Origin of the sequence: Frigidibacter oleivorans, assembly GCF_003993775.1 — a bacterium.
Taxonomy (GTDB): domain Bacteria; phylum Pseudomonadota; class Alphaproteobacteria; order Rhodobacterales; family Rhodobacteraceae; genus Frigidibacter; species Frigidibacter oleivorans.
This window is the reverse complement of record NZ_RJRZ01000019.1, coordinates 22,738-38,389: the sequence shown is the minus strand read 5'-3', so window position 1 is coordinate 38,389 and position 15,652 is coordinate 22,738. Positions and strand designations below refer to the sequence as shown.

The window sequence follows — 15,652 nt, the reverse complement described above, 5'->3', positions numbered from 1 at the left end:
CAAGGAGAGGTAACATGAAGAACCTGCTGATCGCCACGACCGCGACTCTCGCGCTCGTCTCTGGCGCGGCCTTCGCCCAGCAGACCGTGCGGATGGGCACCGAGGGCGCCTATCCTCCCTACAACTTCATCAACGACCAGGGCGAGGTCGACGGCTTCGAGCGCGAGCTCGGCGACGAACTGTGCAAGCGCGCCGAGCTGACCTGCACCTGGGTCACGACGGACTGGGATTCGATCATCCCGAACCTGCAGTCGGGCAACTACGACACAATCATCGCCGGGATGAGCATCACCGACGAGCGCGAGGAAGTGCTGGATTTCACCCAGAACTACTTCCCGCCGGCGGCCTCTGCCTATGCGGGCCTGTCGGCCGATGCCGACATCACGGGCGGGGTGGTCGCGGCGCAGGTGGGCACGATCCAGGCGGGGCATGTGGCCGAGTCGGGCGCGACACTGCTGGAATATGCCACGCCGGACGAAACCGTCGCCGCCGTCCGCAACGGCGAGGCCGATGCCGTCTTCGCCGACAAGGACTTCCTCGCGCCGATCGTGTCTGAATCGGGCGGCGAGTTCACCTTCGTGGGCGAGGACGTGCCGCTTGGCGGCGGCATCGGCATCGGCCTGCGCGACAGTGACGACGAACTGCGCGGCAAGTTCGACGCCGCGATCCAGTCGATGAAGGACGACGGCACGCTGAACACCATGATCACCAAATGGTTCGGCGCCGAAGCCAAGACCTTCTGAGGAAAGGGGGCGGGCCGCGTGCCCGCCCCGCCTGCCGATGTTCGCGTCCTGCGCCGATCCCTCGCTGCTGTCCGGCCTCGACTGGCTGGCGTGCTACCTGACCTCGGGCAAGCACCTCGACTTCTATCGCTCCTTCGGCACCGTGCTGATCCTGCTGGCGGTGACGGCGCCGGTGGCGCTGGCCTTCGGCTTTGCCGGGGCGCTGGCGGCGCGGTCGCAGCTGGGGCTCGTGTCGATCCTCGGGCGCGGCTACATGGCGATGGTGCGGGGCGTGCCGGACATCGTGTTCTTCCTGTTCTTCGTCATCGCGCTGGATCAGGGCATCGAATGGCTGACGCATCAGGTCCGCTGTCCCGACTGGACCGAGCCGATCCGCAACGGACTGGAATTCCGTGTCTGCCCGCAGGCCAAGGTGCCACCGGGCGCCGCGCCGCAATCGGTCCACAGCCTCTATGGCTTCGGGCTGGCGGTCGTGACCTTCGCCATCGTCTTCGGCGCTTTCGCGGCGAACGTCCTGCTGGGCGCCATGAACGCCGTGCCCCGCGCGCAGATCGAAACCGCGCTGGCCTATGGGATGTCGGAACGGCAGGCGACGCGGCGCGTCCTGATCCCGCAGATGTGGATCTATGCGCTGCCCGGACTGTCGAACCTGTGGCTGATCCTGATCAAGGCGACGCCGCTGCTGTTCCTGCTGGGGGTGCGCGACGTGGTCTACTGGGCGCGGGAACTGGGCGGGTCCAAGACCTCGGCCTATGAATATCCGCATCCCGACTGGCGGCTTTACTACTTCCTCGGGCTGCTGGTCTTCTACCTGCTGATGACCCGCATCTCGGAACTGGTGCTGGCGCGCATCTCGGCCCGGCTGTCGCGCGGTCAGGCGACGATGGCGGGCGAGGCGATGCGGAAGGCGGGGGCCACGGCATGAGCTGCTGGGAAACACTGGCCGATTACGGGCTGCGGTCGCTGGGCGTCGGCGAACGGCTGCTGCCGCGATCCGACTTCACCCTGTGCCAGCAGGTCGTGCTGATCGGTTCGGGGCTGATCTGGAACATCTATTTCGGCGCACTGGCGCTGACCTCGGGCTTTGTCCTTGCAACAGGCCTTGCACTCGCCAAGGCGGCGCGGTCGCGCTGGCTGCGCAAGCCCGCCGAATGGTTCATCTTCCTGTTCCGGGGCTCGCCGCTGTTCATCCAGTTCTTCCTCGCCTACGAGGCGCTGGTGATGCTGCCCCGGCAGGGCATCGACGTCTTCGGGATCACGGTGGAAACCGCCTGGCTGACCCGGGCCTGGGCCGGGGCACTGATCGTGCTGTTCCTGAACACCGCCGCCTATTCGGCGGAAATCTTCTACGGGGCGCTGAAATCGGTGCCCAAGGGCGACCTGGAGGCGGCCGAGGCTTATGGCATCACCGGCTGGGCGCGGTTCCGCCGCATCCTGTGGCCGACGATGCTGCGCCTGGGCTGGCCCGCCTATACCAACGAGGCGATCTTCCTGTTCCACGCCACCACCCTGGTCTTCTTTTCGGGCTTCCCGGCCTTCCAGCAGCGGGGCGACGCGCTCTATTACGCCAACTACTTCGCGGACAAGACCTTCAACCCCTTCGTGCCCTACCCGATCGTCGCGGGATACTTCATCCTGCTGACGCTTGGCCTGACCCTGCTGTTCGGGGTGGCAAACCGGCGGCTGAACCGGCATCTTGCCCCCAACCAGCGGCCTCGCCTGAAGCTGAGACCGCAGATCATCAGGTGAGATCATGGACTGGCTGAGAGAGCACCCGCAGGTGCGCACGATCCGCGTGGCGGCGGCGGATCTGAACGGGATCGCGCGGGGCAAACGCATTCCCGCCCGTTTCGCGGAAAAGATCGTGACCGAAGGCACGCGCTTTCCCTTCTCGGTGATGAATCTCGACATCTGGGGCGAGGATATCGAGGACAGCCCGCTGGTCTTCGAATCCGGCGATGTCGACGGGGTGCTGCTGCCCACGGAACGCGGCTTCATGCCGATGCCGTGGCTGGACGCGCCGACCGGGCTGCTGCCGATCTGGATGTTCCATCAGGACGGCCGCCCCTATGACGGCGATCCGCGGCAGGCGCTGGCCGCGGTGGTGGCGCGCTACAAAGCGCGCGGGCTGACGCCGGTGGTGGCGACGGAACTGGAATTCTTCCTGATCGACGATTCCGGCAAGCAGCTGCGCGTGCCGCCCTCGCCCCGCTCGGGCAAGCGGCGGACGGGGGGCGAGATCCTCAGCCTGCGGGCGCTCGACGCGTTCGACCGCTTCTTCTCGGCCCTCTACGACGCCTGCGAGGCGATGGACATCCCCGCCGACACCGCCATTTCCGAGGCCGGTCCGGGACAGTTCGAAATCAACATGATGCATCAGCCGGATGCGCTGAAGGCGGCGGACGATGCCTGGCTGTTCAAGATGCTGGTCAAGGGTCTGGCGCGGAACCACGGCTTCGCCGCCAGCTTCATGGCCAAGCCCTACGAGGAATGGTCGGGCAACGGGATGCATACGCATTTCTCGATCCTCGACGCGCAGGGGCGCAACATCTTCAACGACGGCAGCCCGGATGGTGCCCCAGCGCTGCGCCATGCCGTCGCCGGATGCCTGCAGGCGCTGACCGGATCGACGCTGGTTTTCGCGCCGCACGAGAACAGCTTCGACCGGCTGGTGCCCGACGCCCATGCCCCCACCGGCATCGGCTGGGCCTATGAGAACCGCACCGCCGCGCTGCGCATTCCCGCCTCGGGCCCCGCGGCCCGGCGGATCGAACATCGCGTCGCGGGCGGCGACGTGAACCCCTATCTGATGCTGGCCGCGATCCTGGGCGCGGCGCTGATCGGCATCGAGGACCGGATCGAGCCGCCGCCGCCGATCGTGGGCAATGCCTATGCACTGGACCTGCCGCAACTGCCCACGACCTGGGACGGCGCGCTGAACGCCTTTGCCGGCAGCCCGGTGGTGCGGCGCATCTTCTCGCAGGAGCTGGTCGACAACTTCGTCATGACCAAGCGGCAGGAGCTGCATTACATGGCGGAACTCTCGCCCGAGGAGCAGACGGAAATCTACCTCGACACCGTCTGACCGCGCCGTTCCGCCCCCTTGCGCCCTGCCGGGGGGCGGGCGTAGGTTGGCCGCGACCAAGAAAGACGAGCTTTTCATGCTGATCGGCATCCTGCAGACCGGCCAGTCGCCCGACGTCCTGCGCGACGAACTGGGCGACTATCCGGACATGTTCCGCGCGCTCCTGAAGGACCGTGGCCTGACCTTCCGCACCTTCCATGTCGAGGCGATGGAATTTCCGGAGGACGTCCATGACTGCGAGGGCTGGCTGATCACCGGCTCGCGCCACGGCGCCTATGAGAACCACCCCTTCATCCCGCCGCTGGAGGCGTTCATCCGCCGCGCCTATGCCGCGGGCGTGCCGATGGTCGGCATCTGCTTCGGCCACCAGATCATCGCGCAGGCTCTTGGCGGGACGGTGCGCAAGCATGACGGGGGCTGGGCCGTGGGGGCGCAGGACTATCAGTTCGAGGGCCAGCCCCTGCGCCTGAACGCCTGGCATCAGGATCAGGTCGTGTCGCTGCCGCCGGATGCCGAGGTCGTGGCGCGGAACGCCTTTTGCGAGAACGCGGCGCTGGTCTATGGCGACCGCGCCTTCACCGTGCAGGCGCATCCGGAATTCGGCGACGCGGTTATCGCCGGGCTGATCCGCACCCGCGGGCGCGGCGCGGTGCCCGACGACCTGCTGGATCGGGCCGAGGCTGGCATCGGCGCACCCAAGGATTCCGCCGTGCTGGCCGACCGCATCGCCGCCTTCTTCCAGCAGCCGAGGGCCTGACATGTCCGACTGGATCGACCGCATCCCCGAAGCCGCGCGCAACTACATCGCCGGACGACGGCTCGACGAGGTGGAATGCATCGTCGGCGACATCGCCGGCGTCGCGCGCGGCAAGGCGATGCCGGCCTCGAAATTCGCCAAGCAGCCCAGCTTCTTCCTGCCGAACTCGATCTTTCTGCAGACGATCACCGGGGACTGGGCCGACAATCCGTCGGGCGCCTTCACCGAACCCGACATGATCCTGACGCCGGATTTCCGCACCGCCAGCGCCGCGCCCTGGACGGCGGACGTGACCCTGCAGGTGATCCACGACGTGAAAGACCAGTCGGGCGCGCCGGTGCCCGTGGCGCCGCGCAACGTGCTGCGGCGGGTGGTGCAGCTGTTCGCCGACCGGGGCTGGACACCGGTGGTGGCGCCCGAGATGGAATTCTTCCTCGTCGCGCGCAACACCGACCCGAACATGCCGATCCAGCCGCCGATGGGCCGGTCGGGCCGCCGCGCCGCCGCCAAGCAGGCCTATTCGATGTCCGCCGTGGACGAATACGGCAAGGTCATCGACGACATCTACGACTTCGCCGAGGCGCAGGGATTCGAGATCGACGGCATCCTGCAGGAAGGCGGCGCCGGTCAGGTCGAGATCAACCTGCAGCATGGCGCGCCGGTGGAACTGGCCGACCAGATCTTCTACTTCAAGCGGCTGATCCGCGAGGCGGCGCTGCGCCACGACTGTTTCGCCACCTTCATGGCCAAGCCCATCGAGGGCGAGCCGGGATCGGCGATGCATATCCATCACTCGATCGTCGACATCGCCACCGGGCGCAACATCTTCTCGGACGAGAATGGCGGCGAGACGGACGCCTTCCTGCATTTCATCGCCGGGATGCAGACCTACCTGCCCGCGGTGATCGCGCTGCTCGCGCCCTATGTGAACAGCTATCGCCGCTATGTCCCGGACTTCGCCGCGCCCATCAACCTCGAATGGGGCCGCGACAACCGCACCACCGGGCTTCGGGTGCCGATCTCGGACCCGGCGGCGCGGCGGCTGGAAAACCGGCTGGCGGGGATGGACTGCAACCCCTACCTCGCCTTCGCCGCGTCGCTCGCCTGCGGCTATCTGGGGCTGGTCGAACAGAAGCTGCCGCGCCCCGAATGTCTGGGCGACGCCTATATGGACGATGCGGAACTGCCCACGAACCTGGGCGACGCGCTCGACATCCTCGCCGAATGCGACCCGATCCGCGAGGTGCTGGGGGTGGAGTTCTGCCGCGTCTACGAAAGCGTGAAGCGGAACGAATACAAGGAATTCCTGCAGGTCATCAGCCCGTGGGAGCGCGAGCATCTGCTGCTGAACGTCTGATGGACCTGCTGTTTGCCAATGACCGGCGGGGGGAATGGCCCGACAGCTGGTATGCCGCCACCGCCGCGCCGATGCCGCGCCTGCCCGCGCTGGAGGGCACGGTGCGCGCCGATGTCTGCGTGGTGGGCGGCGGCTATACCGGCCTGTCGGCGGCGCTGCATCTGGCCGAGCGCGGCTTTCGCACCGTCCTGCTGGAGGCGCATCGCGTGGGCTTCGGGGCCTCGGGGCGCAATGGCGGGCAGGTCGGCACCGGCCAGCGGCTGGATCAGGACGAGCTGGAAAAGATCGGCGGCAAGGCCGAGGCGCGGCGCCTGTGGGACATCGCCGAAGAGGCGAAGGCGCTGGTGCGGGACCTGATCGCCCGCCACGACATGCCCTGCCGGTTTCGCCCCGGCATCGTCCATGCCTGCCGCAGCCAGTCCGAGGTGGATCACGCCCGCCGCGCCGCGGACAAGCTGGCCCGCGACTATGGCTATGACCGGATCGAGCCGCTGGACCGCGAGGCCTTGCGGGCGATCCTGCCGTCCGAGGCCTATTGCGGCGGCGACATCGACCGGGGCGCGGGGCATGTGCATCCGCTGAACCTGGCCATCGGCCTCGCGCAGGCGGCGATGGGCGCGGGCGCGGTGCTGCACGAAGGCAGCCATGTGACCGGGATCGAGCGCGGGCGGCTGGTCCGGGTGCGGACGGCACGCGGCATGGTCGAGGCCGATCAGGTGGTGCTGGCGGCAAACGGCTATCTGGGCGGGCTTGCGCCCGAGGTGGCGGCGCGGGTGATGCCGATCAACAACTTCATCCTCGCCACCGAACCGCTGGGCGACCGCCGGGACCAGGTGCTGCGCGAGGATGTCGCGGTCGCGGACACGAAGTTCGTGGTGAATTACTGGCGGCTCAGCGAGGACGGGCGGCTGCTGTTCGGCGGCGGCGAAAGCTATGGCTACCGCTTTCCCGATGTGCGCCGCACCGTCACCGGCCCGATGCTGCAGGTCTATCCGGACCTCAAAGACATCCGCATCGACCATGCCTGGGGCGGGACGCTGGCCATCACCATGAGCCGCCTGCCCTGCTTCCTGCGCGTCGCGCCGAACATCCTGTCGGCCTCGGGCTATTCGGGGCACGGGGTGGCGATGGCGGTGATGGCGGGCCGGCTGATGGCCGAGGCACTGGCGGGACGGGCCGAACGCTTCGACGTGATGGCCCGGCTGCCGACGCCGCGCTTCCCCGGCGGGCGGGCCGGGCGGACGCCGCTGCTGGTGCTGGCGATGACATGGTTCGCCCTGCGCGACCGGCTGGGGTTCTGACGCGGCGCAAGTTGCGCGCCGGCTGGCGATGCGCCGGCGCCTCACGGGGGTGTCACGGGGGTGAGACGCCTTGGCAGTGGCAAAAAGCGCCCGGCTCGGCTACACCGGACCCGACGGCAAGAACGACGGAACAGGACGATGCCCGATGACGGAGTGACGCTGCCCCGTGCCGCAGCCCCCGCCCGCCCTGCCCTTCGCGCCCCCGATGTCCACCGTGCCGAACCGATCCCCGATGCCGCCTGGGACGAGATCGAGCGGTTGCTGGCCAGCGGTGACCTGTTTCGCTACACCGCAGCCTCCGGTGCGCCCGTGGCGCTGCTGGAGGCGGAATTCGCCGGCCTGCTGGGCAGCCGCTATGCCCTTGCCTGTTCCTCCTGCTCCTCTGCCATCTTCCTTGCGCTGAAGGCGCTGGACCTGCCGCGGGGGGCGCGGGTGCTGGTCCCCGCCTTCACCTTCGCCGCCGTGCCCTCGGCGGTGGTCCATGCCGATTGCGTGCCGGTCCTAGTGGAGGTGGGCGAGGATCTGCGGATCGACCTTGGCGATTTCCGCGCAAAGCTGGCGGACGCGGATGCCGTGCTGATCAGCCACATGCGCGGCCATACCTCGGACATGGATGCCATCCTGTCCGAAGCGGGCGCGCGCGCCCTGCCGGTGATCGAGGATGCGGCTCATTCGCTGGGCACGCGCTGGAACGGGCGGCCCATCGGCACGCTGGGGCGCGTGGGCTGCTTCAGCTTCCAGTCCTACAAGCTGGTGAATGGCGGCGAAGGCGGGATGCTGGTCACCGACGACCCCGAAGTGGCGGCGCGCGCGGTCATCATGTCGGGCGCCTATGAAGAGAACTGGCGAAAGCATCCCGGCTTCCAGAACAGCTTCACCCATTGGCAGAACCGCCTGCCGCTGTACAACATGCGGATGCAGAACCTGTCGGCGGCGGTGATCCGACCGCAACTGGTCGAGGTGGAGCGCCGCGCGCGGGACGGGCTGGCCAATCACGACCATGTCGCCGCCCGGCTGGCCGCCAGCCCGCGGTTCGAGGTGCCTCCGCCCCTGCCGGCCGAGACGCGCGCGCCGGATTCCATCCAGTTCCTGCTGCGGGGCTTCGCGCAGGATGCGCAGGTGCTGGCCTTTGCCGCCGCCGCCCGCGCGCGGGGGGTCGAGGTGCAGGTCTTCGGCCTGTCCGCCGGCAATGCCCGCGCCTTCTGGAACTGGCAGTTCCTGCCCGACCTGCCGGACCTGCCAATCACCCGCGCGATGCTGCGCCGGGCCTGCGATGTCCGCCTGCCCGCCCGGCTGGTCCGCGAGGAACTGGACCTCATCGCCGATGCGCTGCTGGCCGCCGAGGCCGAAACCGCCTGACACCTAGGCCTGCCTGATACCCGAACCTGCCTGACGCCGCGGGCCGTCCGGGCGGGAGTTGAAGGCAGGGCCGCGCCCGGATAGCCTTGCGCCAGCCACCGCGGGGCCGGCGACGGACCTGCCAACCGGAAGGAATGGATCATGCGCGACGATGCGCCCAACAGCTGGGAATCCCGGGCTGACAACGCCTCGCTCTACGGCTTCACCGATCTTCCGTCGGTGAAGGAACGCGGCGCGGTGGTGCTGACCCATGGCGAGGGCCCCTATGTCGTCGACGTGCACGGGCGGCGCTATCTGGATGCGAATTCCGGCCTGTGGAACATGGTCGCGGGCTTCGACCATCCGGGGCTGGCCGAGGCGGCGAAGGCGCAGTATGACCGCTTCCCCGGCTATCACGCCTTCTTCGGCCGGATGTCGGACCAGACGGTGCTGCTGTCGGAAAAGCTGGTAGAGGTCTCGCCCTTCGAGCGGGGGCGGGTCTTCTACACCAATTCCGGGTCCGAGGCGAACGACACCATGGTCAAGATGCTGTGGTTCCTGGGGCTGGCCGAGGGCCAGCCGCAGCGCCGCAAGATCCTGACCCGCTGGAACGCCTATCACGGCGTCACCGCCGTGTCGGCCAGCATGACCGGCAAGCCCTATAACAGCGTCTTCGGCCTGCCGCTGCCGGGCTTCCTGCATCTGGGCTGCCCGCATTACTGGCGTTTCGGCCAGGAGGGCGAGAGCGAGGAACAGTTCACCCAGCGTCTGGCGAACGAGCTGGAGGCGACGATCATCAAAGAAGGGGCCGACACGATCGCGGGCTTTTTCGCCGAACCGGTGATGGGCGCGGGCGGGGTGATCCCGCCGTCCAAGGGCTATTTCCAGGCCGTGTCGCGGGTGCTGAAGAAATACGGCATCCCGCTGATCGCCGACGAGGTGATCTGCGGCTTCGGGCGCACCGGCAACACCTGGGGCAGCCAGACCTACGACTTCACGCCCGACGCGATCATCAGTTCCAAGAACATCACCGCCGGCTATTTCCCGATGGGTGCGGTGATCCTCGGCCCCGACCTGTCGGACCGGCTGCAGGCCGCCGCCGAGGCAATCGAGGAATTCCCCCACGGCTTCACCGCCTCGGGCCATCCGGTGGGCTGCGCCATCGCGCTGAAGGCCATTGACGTGGTGATGAACGAGGGGCTGGCCGAGAATGTCCGCCGGCTCGCCCCGCGGATGGAGGCGGGCCTGGCCGAGATTGCCAGACACCCGAACATCGGCGAGTTGCGCGGCATCGGCTATATGTGGGCGCTGGAGGCGGTGAAGGACCGCGCGACCAAGACCCCCTTCCCGGGCACGCTGTCGGTCAGCGAACGGATCGCCAATACCTGCACAGATCACGGGCTGATCTGCCGCCCGCTGGGCCAGTCGATCGTCCTGTGCCCGCCGTTCATCCTGACCGAAGGCCAGATGGACGAGATGTTCGAGAAACTCGACGCGGCCCTGAAGAAGGTCTTCGCCGAGGTGGCCTGACCCAGGCGGGGCCGGAACCTCCGGCCCCCCAACCCCTGGGCCCCCGGCGTCAGAGCTTCGACAGTTTCGCCTGCAGCTCGGCCAGCTGCTTCTTGATCTGCGCCAGCTCTTCCTTTTCGGCGCTGCCGCGCGGCGCGCTGTCGCTTTCCATCTCGGGACCGGAGGAGCCGGGCTTCCAGCCGCCCATCATCGCCTTCAGGAAGCTCTGCTGCTGGCGGGTCAGCGCGTCGAAGCCGGGCATCGAGGCCATCGGGTTCGGGAAGGTCTGCAGGTTTTCCATCATCTTCGACTGGCCTTCGCGCAGCATCTCGAAGGACATCGCCAGGAACTGCGGCACCACGCTTTGCGCCTGCGTCGTGTAGCTGCGGACGAGGTCGGTCAGCACATCGACCGGCAGGACGTTCTCGCCCCGGCTTTCATGTTCCGCGATGATCTGCAGCAGGTATTGCCGCGTCAGGTCATCGCCGGATTTCAGATCGACGATCTGCACCTCGCGCCCCGCGCGGATGAACGAGGCGATATCCTCCAGCGTGACATAGTCGCTGGTCTCGGTGTTGTAGAGCCTGCGGCTGGCATAACGCTTGATCAGCAGCGGCTTTGTCTCCTCGGCCACGTCCACCTCCCTGCAGCAATTTGTTGCGATGCGGAAAGACTACGCGGCGGCCGGAGAAAAAGACAACAGAAAGAATGCGCAGCGGGACAACCGGACCCGTGTGGCGCCGCGTCGCGGCACATAAAAAGAGGGCGGACCGATGGTCCGCCCCCAGATCGTCGCGCCGGCAGGGAGGAGAGCGCCAGCCCGACGTCGTGTCAGACGACCGTCCGGGCGATCACTTCGCCGGGGTGACGGTGGCTTTTTTCGTGGCGGCGGTCGCCTCGTTGGTGGCTTTCTTCACCGCAGCGGTCGCGTCTTCGGAAAAGTCCTTGCCGGCAGCCATCATCAGCTCGACCGTTTCCATCTGCACCTTCTTCGCCACTTCGGCGAAGGCGGCCAGATGCTCGGCGGCCATCTCGGCGGCGGCGGCGGCGAAGTCGGTCATCGCCTTGGAATATTCCGTCGGCTCTTCCTTCGCCGAGGCGAGGTTGCCCAGCTTGGCGATGGTATCCTTGGTCCATTTCGCCGAGATCTCGGTCGATTTCTCGGCGGCTTCCAGAGCAACCTTCGCCATTTTCTCGGTCAGGGCGGCCTGGGTCTTGAAGGCGCCCTGCATGGCAGAGGCGTCCATCGGGAAGGCCTGCATCATGTCCTGCATGACCTTCGTGAAGTCTTGGGTATTCTGCATTCTCATTCTCCTCGTGGATCAGGTGGCTGCCCTGTTCGACTGGCAAGTATAATAGATGCTGCACTGCAGCATTACAACCCCCATCGCTGCACTGCAGAAGAAATTTTTGTAACGCGGGAAAGACGGCTTGCGCATCTTTCGGAAAGCCGCAAACGCCCGCAGTGCCCCGGAGCCTGTCGCGGCTCCGCGGAAAACGCCGTGCAATCAACGCCTTGCCTTAGCCGGGGACCGCTTCCCCGACATAGGTTCCGGGTGCCGGGGCCAGCACCGGGCGGTCGCCGCCCGGTTGCCGCGCGGGCACCAGCGCGCCCGACCGTTTCTCCAGCCACCGCCCCCATTCCGGCCACCAGCTGCCACGGGTAAACCGCGCGGCCTGTTTCCAGGCATCGGCGCCTTCGGCCAGGGGAACCTCGCTGAGGTAATGGCCGTATTTGTCGCGGGTGGGCGGGTTGACGATACCAGCGATATGGCCCGATTCCGACAGGATGAAGGTCTTGTCCTTCGATCCCATCCGGCTCATCCCGTAAAAGCTGCTGCGCCAGGCCGCGATATGGTCGGTCTCGCAGGCGACCGCGCAGAATGGCGTCTGCACGTCGGACAGCCGCAGCGTTTCGCCCATCAGCGGGAAGCCGTCCGTGCTGAACCGGTTCTGCTGGCACAGCATGCGCAGATATTCCACCGCCATCTGCGCCGGCAGATTGGTGCCGTCGCCGTTCCAGAACAGCAGGTCGAAGGCGGGCGGCGCCTCGCCCATCATGTAGCTGCGGATCGCCGGCTGATAGATCAGGTCGTTGGAGCGGAGATAGGAGAAGGTCCGCGTCATGTAATATTTCGACAGGATGCCGTCGCAGCGGGCCTGGTTCTCGATCCCGTCGACGAAATCGTCATCGAGGAAGGGCACGAATTCGCCCTGATCGGAAAAATCGGTGAGGGTCGTGAAGAAGGTCGCCGAATTCACCGACCGGTCGCGCCGCTTCTGCATCAGCGCCAGCGTCAGCGCCAGCGTGGTGCCCGCTATGCAATATCCGACCGCGTTCACCTTCGTCTCGCCGGTGATCTGCTTCACCTGCTCGATCGCGGTCAGATAGCCGTCGCGGACATAATCTTCCATCCCGGTATCCGCATAGCTGGGATCGGGATTCTTCCAGCTGACGACGAACAGGGTGAAGCCTTGGTCGACGATCCATTTCACCAGACTGTTCGCGGGCTTCAGGTCGAGGATGTAGAACTTGTTGATCCAGGGCGGGAAGATCACCAGCGGGATGCGGCGCACCTTGTCGGTGGAGGGCGCATACTGGATCAGTTCGAACAGCTCGTTGCGGAAGACGACCGCCCCCGGCGAGGTGGCGATGTTGCGCCCCACCTCGAACGCCTTCATGTCCGCCAGGGTGATCAGCAGGTCGCCGTTGTTCGCCTCGAGGTCGCGGACCAGGTTTTCCAGCCCGTCGACGAGGCTTTGCCCCTCGGTCGCCAAGGCCCGTTCCAGCGCGTCGGGATTGGTGGCGAGGAAGTTGGTGGGCGCCATCATGTCGATGATCTGGCGGGTGAAATATTCCACCCGCCGCCGGTCGCGCGGGTCGAGATGGTCCAGCTGCGCCACCGCCTGCTGGATCGCCTCGGCCGACATCAGGTATTGCTGCTTGATGAAGTTGAACCAGGGGTGGCTGTTCCACAGCGGGTTGGCAAAGCGCTTGTCGGCCGGGCCCGGGTCCTCGGGCACCGCGAAGCTGCCCTTGGCCAAGGCCTGCTGTGCGTCGACGTAATGCTTCACCGCCTTGCCCCAATAGCCGATCTGCTGTTCCAGCAGGCGGCCCGGATGCTGCATCGCCTCGGTCATCCAGGCGGCGGCGGCCTTCATGTACAGCTCCTGCCCCGGCCCCTCCAGCGCCGGGTTGACGGCGCGCTTGTGGGTCAGGGCGCGGGTCAGACGCTGGGTCAGATCCTCCAGCTTCTGCAGGTTCGCCTCGAGCTTCTCGCGCTCGGCAGCGGGCAGCTGGGACCCGGGCTGTCCCTTGTCGGCGGTTGTCATGCTGGGGCATCCTCCCTATCCTTGAAAACAAGCATACCGTCGCCCTGTCGGGGGGGAAAGCGACGAATGTGCGTGACCCCGGCGGGACAGGAGACACCATGAAGAGCATGTTCACCTACGACCTGATGGAAAGTGCGCGAAACACCAATGAATGGCTGGGCGCGACGGCCCGGGCCATGGCCTCCTACCCGGCCTGGGGCCTAGCGCCGCACCCCCTGTTCAACATGATCGCGGCCTGGGGCGAGGTCACCGAACGCAGCTTTTCGCGCATGGTCGCCAAGCCCGACTGGGGCATCCGCACCGTCGTGGGCGAGGACGGGCGCGACCATATCGTCCAGGTCGAGACGGTGGTGACCCGCCCCTTCGGCAGCCTGATCCATTTCCGTGCCCAGGGCCGCGCGCCGAAATCCAAGCGCGTGTTGCTGGTGGCGCCGATGTCGGGCCATTACGCGACGCTGCTGCGGTCGACGGTGGCGAGCCTCTTGCCGGATTGCGAGGTCTACGTCACCGACTGGCACAATGCCCGTGACATTCCGGTCAGCGCCGGCAAGTTCGACATCGAGGACTACACGCTCTACCTCGTCGATTTCATGCGGCATCTGGGGCCGGACCTGCATGTGGTCGCCGTCTGTCAGCCCGCGCCGCTGACGCTGGCCGCCACCGCCTATCTGGCCGAGGAAGAGCCCGCCGCGCAGCCCCGGACCCTGACCCTGATCGGCGGGCCGATCGACCCCGGCGCGGCCGAGACCGAGGTCACGGATTTCGGCCGCCGCGTGACGATGGGCCAGCTGGAACATGCGATGATCCAGCGCGTGGGCTTCAAGTATCGCGGCGCCGGCCGGCTGGTCTATCCGGGGCTTCTGCAGCTGCAGAGCTTCATCTCGATGAACATCGACCGGCACGGCGAGGCCTTCCTCGGGCAGATGATGCGCGCGGCCAAGGGCGAAAGCTCGGACCACGACCAGCACAACCGCTTCTACGATGAATACCTCGCGGTCATGGACATGCCGGCGGAGTTCTACCTGTCGACGGTGGAACGCATCTTCAAGCGCCGGGTAATCGCGCGGAACGTGTTCACCGTCGGGGCGAAGCAGGTGGATATCGGCAAGATCACCCAGGTGGCGGTGATGGTGGTCGAGGGCGAGAAGGATGACATCTCGGCCCCCGGCCAGTGCCTTGCCGCCATCGACCTCTGCACCGGCGTTCCGGCGGACAAGAAGGCGAGCCACCTGGAGCCGGGCGCGGGCCATTACGGCATCTTCGCCGGCCGCAGCTGGCGCGACAACATCCGCCCGCTGGTTCTGGCCTTCATGGAACAGGCCTCGGCCGCGGTGCCGGGCGCGAAGCCGTCGCTGCGGGCCGTCCGCGGCGGCCGCCAGCGGCGCGGCATGGGCGAGTCGGACGCGGTCCCGGTCTGACCGCGGGGCTGGCCCCCGGGTCAGCGCAACAGCAGCGGCGCCCGCAGCCAGGATTGCAGCGCCGCCGTCACCGCCTCGGGCTGTTCCAGCATCGGCAGGTGGCCCGCGCCCCGGATCAGCTGGAACCGCGCATGCGGCATCAGTTCCGCCAGGAATTCATGCCGGCGCACCGGACAGATCGTGTCGGCCTCGCCGCACAGCACCAGCGCCGGCAGCCGGGCGGTGCGCAGCGTGCGCTGGTGATCGGGGCGGCGGACCAGCGCGCGGGACTGGGCGAGGTAGGGTTCGGGTCCAAGCGCATCGGCCATGTCCTGCAGGATCGCCAGCACTTCGGTCCGCTGCGGGCCGTCGGCCAGGGCCGAGGCCGGCACCTCCTCCAGCATCATCTCGGCCAGCCGCCCCGCCCGCGCCTTGACCAGCCGGGGTTCGCGCGCGGCGGCCTGTTGCGGCGTCTCGGGCAGCGGGTTCACATCCATCAGCGCGATCCGCGTCACCCGTTCGGGCGCGCGGCGCAGCACCTCCATCGCCACCAGCGCCCCCAGCCAGTGGCCGGCCACGGCAAAGCGCGGCGGGGCATGATCCAGCGCCAGACGGGCCATGTCCTCGACCGCGCTGGCGGCGCCGAGGCTTGCCACCTGCACCGGCCGCTCGGCCGACAGGGTGATGATCTGGTGCCAGAAGACCCGCGCATCCTGCATCAGCCCGGGGATCAGCAGCAGCGGCTCTGCCGCATCCTCGGTCATCGGTCCATCGCCCGGATTGCAGGGAGCAGACAAGCTGGAGGCCGGACGGCCCGCAATTCAGGCCGCGG

Annotated in this window: 14 protein-coding genes; 10 read left to right on the top strand and 4 right to left on the bottom strand. The window is 67.4% G+C overall.

Features of this window, described 5'->3' with window-relative positions:
- Positions 1–14: 14 nt before the first annotated feature.
- The 9 genes from EEY80_RS17510 to EEY80_RS17470 all read left to right on the top strand — a co-directional run bounded on the left by EEY80_RS17510 (position 15) and on the right by EEY80_RS17470 (position 10,111).
- Positions 15–743: a transporter substrate-binding domain-containing protein gene (locus tag EEY80_RS17510; protein ID WP_126978756.1), complete on the top strand. Its 729-nt coding sequence runs from the start codon at positions 15–17 to the stop codon at positions 741–743.
- 37 nt (positions 744–780) lie between these two features.
- Entirely contained in the window at positions 781–1,668 is an 888-nt protein-coding gene (locus EEY80_RS17505; RefSeq protein WP_126978754.1) for an ABC transporter permease, read from the top strand.
- On the top strand, positions 1,665–2,492 hold the full coding sequence (locus EEY80_RS17500) for an ABC transporter permease (protein WP_126978752.1): 828 nt from the start codon (positions 1,665–1,667) through the stop codon (positions 2,490–2,492). Before EEY80_RS17505 ends, EEY80_RS17500 begins: the two co-directional genes overlap by 4 nt.
- 1 nt (position 2,493) lies before the next feature.
- Positions 2,494–3,828, top strand: a complete 1,335-nt coding sequence (locus tag EEY80_RS17495; RefSeq protein ID WP_126978750.1) for a glutamine synthetase family protein — start codon at positions 2,494–2,496, stop codon at positions 3,826–3,828.
- A 76-nt stretch (positions 3,829–3,904) separates the two neighbouring features.
- Positions 3,905–4,585, top strand: a complete 681-nt coding sequence (locus tag EEY80_RS17490; RefSeq protein WP_126978748.1) for a type 1 glutamine amidotransferase — start codon at positions 3,905–3,907, stop codon at positions 4,583–4,585.
- A 1-nt stretch (position 4,586) separates the two neighbouring features.
- Positions 4,587–5,942 (top strand): glutamine synthetase family protein, encoded by a 1,356-nt coding sequence (locus tag EEY80_RS17485; protein WP_126978746.1) that lies wholly within the window; start codon positions 4,587–4,589, stop codon positions 5,940–5,942.
- Positions 5,942–7,243, top strand: a complete 1,302-nt coding sequence (locus EEY80_RS17480) for an NAD(P)/FAD-dependent oxidoreductase (RefSeq protein WP_126978744.1) — start codon at positions 5,942–5,944, stop codon at positions 7,241–7,243. Before EEY80_RS17485 ends, EEY80_RS17480 begins: the two co-directional genes overlap by 1 nt.
- A 138-nt stretch (positions 7,244–7,381) precedes the next feature.
- On the top strand, positions 7,382–8,602 hold the full coding sequence (locus EEY80_RS17475; protein WP_126978742.1) for a DegT/DnrJ/EryC1/StrS family aminotransferase: 1,221 nt from the start codon (positions 7,382–7,384) through the stop codon (positions 8,600–8,602).
- 141 nt (positions 8,603–8,743) lie between these two features.
- Positions 8,744–10,111 carry an aminotransferase gene (locus tag EEY80_RS17470; protein ID WP_126978740.1) on the top strand — a complete coding sequence of 456 codons (1,368 nt, stop codon included), beginning with the start codon at positions 8,744–8,746 and terminating at the stop codon, positions 10,109–10,111.
- A gap of 49 nt (positions 10,112–10,160) precedes the next feature.
- Here the strand turns inward: EEY80_RS17470 and phaR are convergent, their stop codons facing one another.
- The 3 genes from phaR to phaC form a co-directional block, all read right to left on the bottom strand.
- Entirely contained in the window at positions 10,161–10,724 is a 564-nt protein-coding gene (phaR, locus tag EEY80_RS17465) for a polyhydroxyalkanoate synthesis repressor PhaR (RefSeq protein ID WP_126978738.1), read from the bottom strand.
- Between the two features lie 217 nt (positions 10,725–10,941).
- Positions 10,942–11,394 carry a Phasin gene (locus tag EEY80_RS17460; protein WP_126978736.1) on the bottom strand — a complete coding sequence of 151 codons (453 nt, stop codon included), beginning with the start codon at positions 11,392–11,394 and terminating at the stop codon, positions 10,942–10,944.
- A 217-nt stretch (positions 11,395–11,611) separates the two neighbouring features.
- Positions 11,612–13,423, bottom strand: coding sequence for a class I poly(R)-hydroxyalkanoic acid synthase (phaC, locus tag EEY80_RS17455; RefSeq protein ID WP_126978734.1), 1,812 nt, complete (start codon positions 13,421–13,423; stop codon positions 11,612–11,614).
- 98 nt (positions 13,424–13,521) lie between these two features.
- Here phaC and phaZ point away from each other — a divergent pair, with 98 nt between their 5' ends.
- Positions 13,522–14,841, top strand: coding sequence for a polyhydroxyalkanoate depolymerase (gene phaZ, locus EEY80_RS17450; protein WP_126978732.1), 1,320 nt, complete (start codon positions 13,522–13,524; stop codon positions 14,839–14,841).
- A gap of 20 nt (positions 14,842–14,861) precedes the next feature.
- On the opposite strand, the gene EEY80_RS17445 is transcribed toward phaZ, so the two are convergent.
- Positions 14,862–15,584: an alpha/beta fold hydrolase gene (locus tag EEY80_RS17445; RefSeq protein ID WP_126978730.1), complete on the bottom strand. Its 723-nt coding sequence runs from the start codon at positions 15,582–15,584 to the stop codon at positions 14,862–14,864.
- Positions 15,585–15,652: the final 68 nt, after the last annotated feature.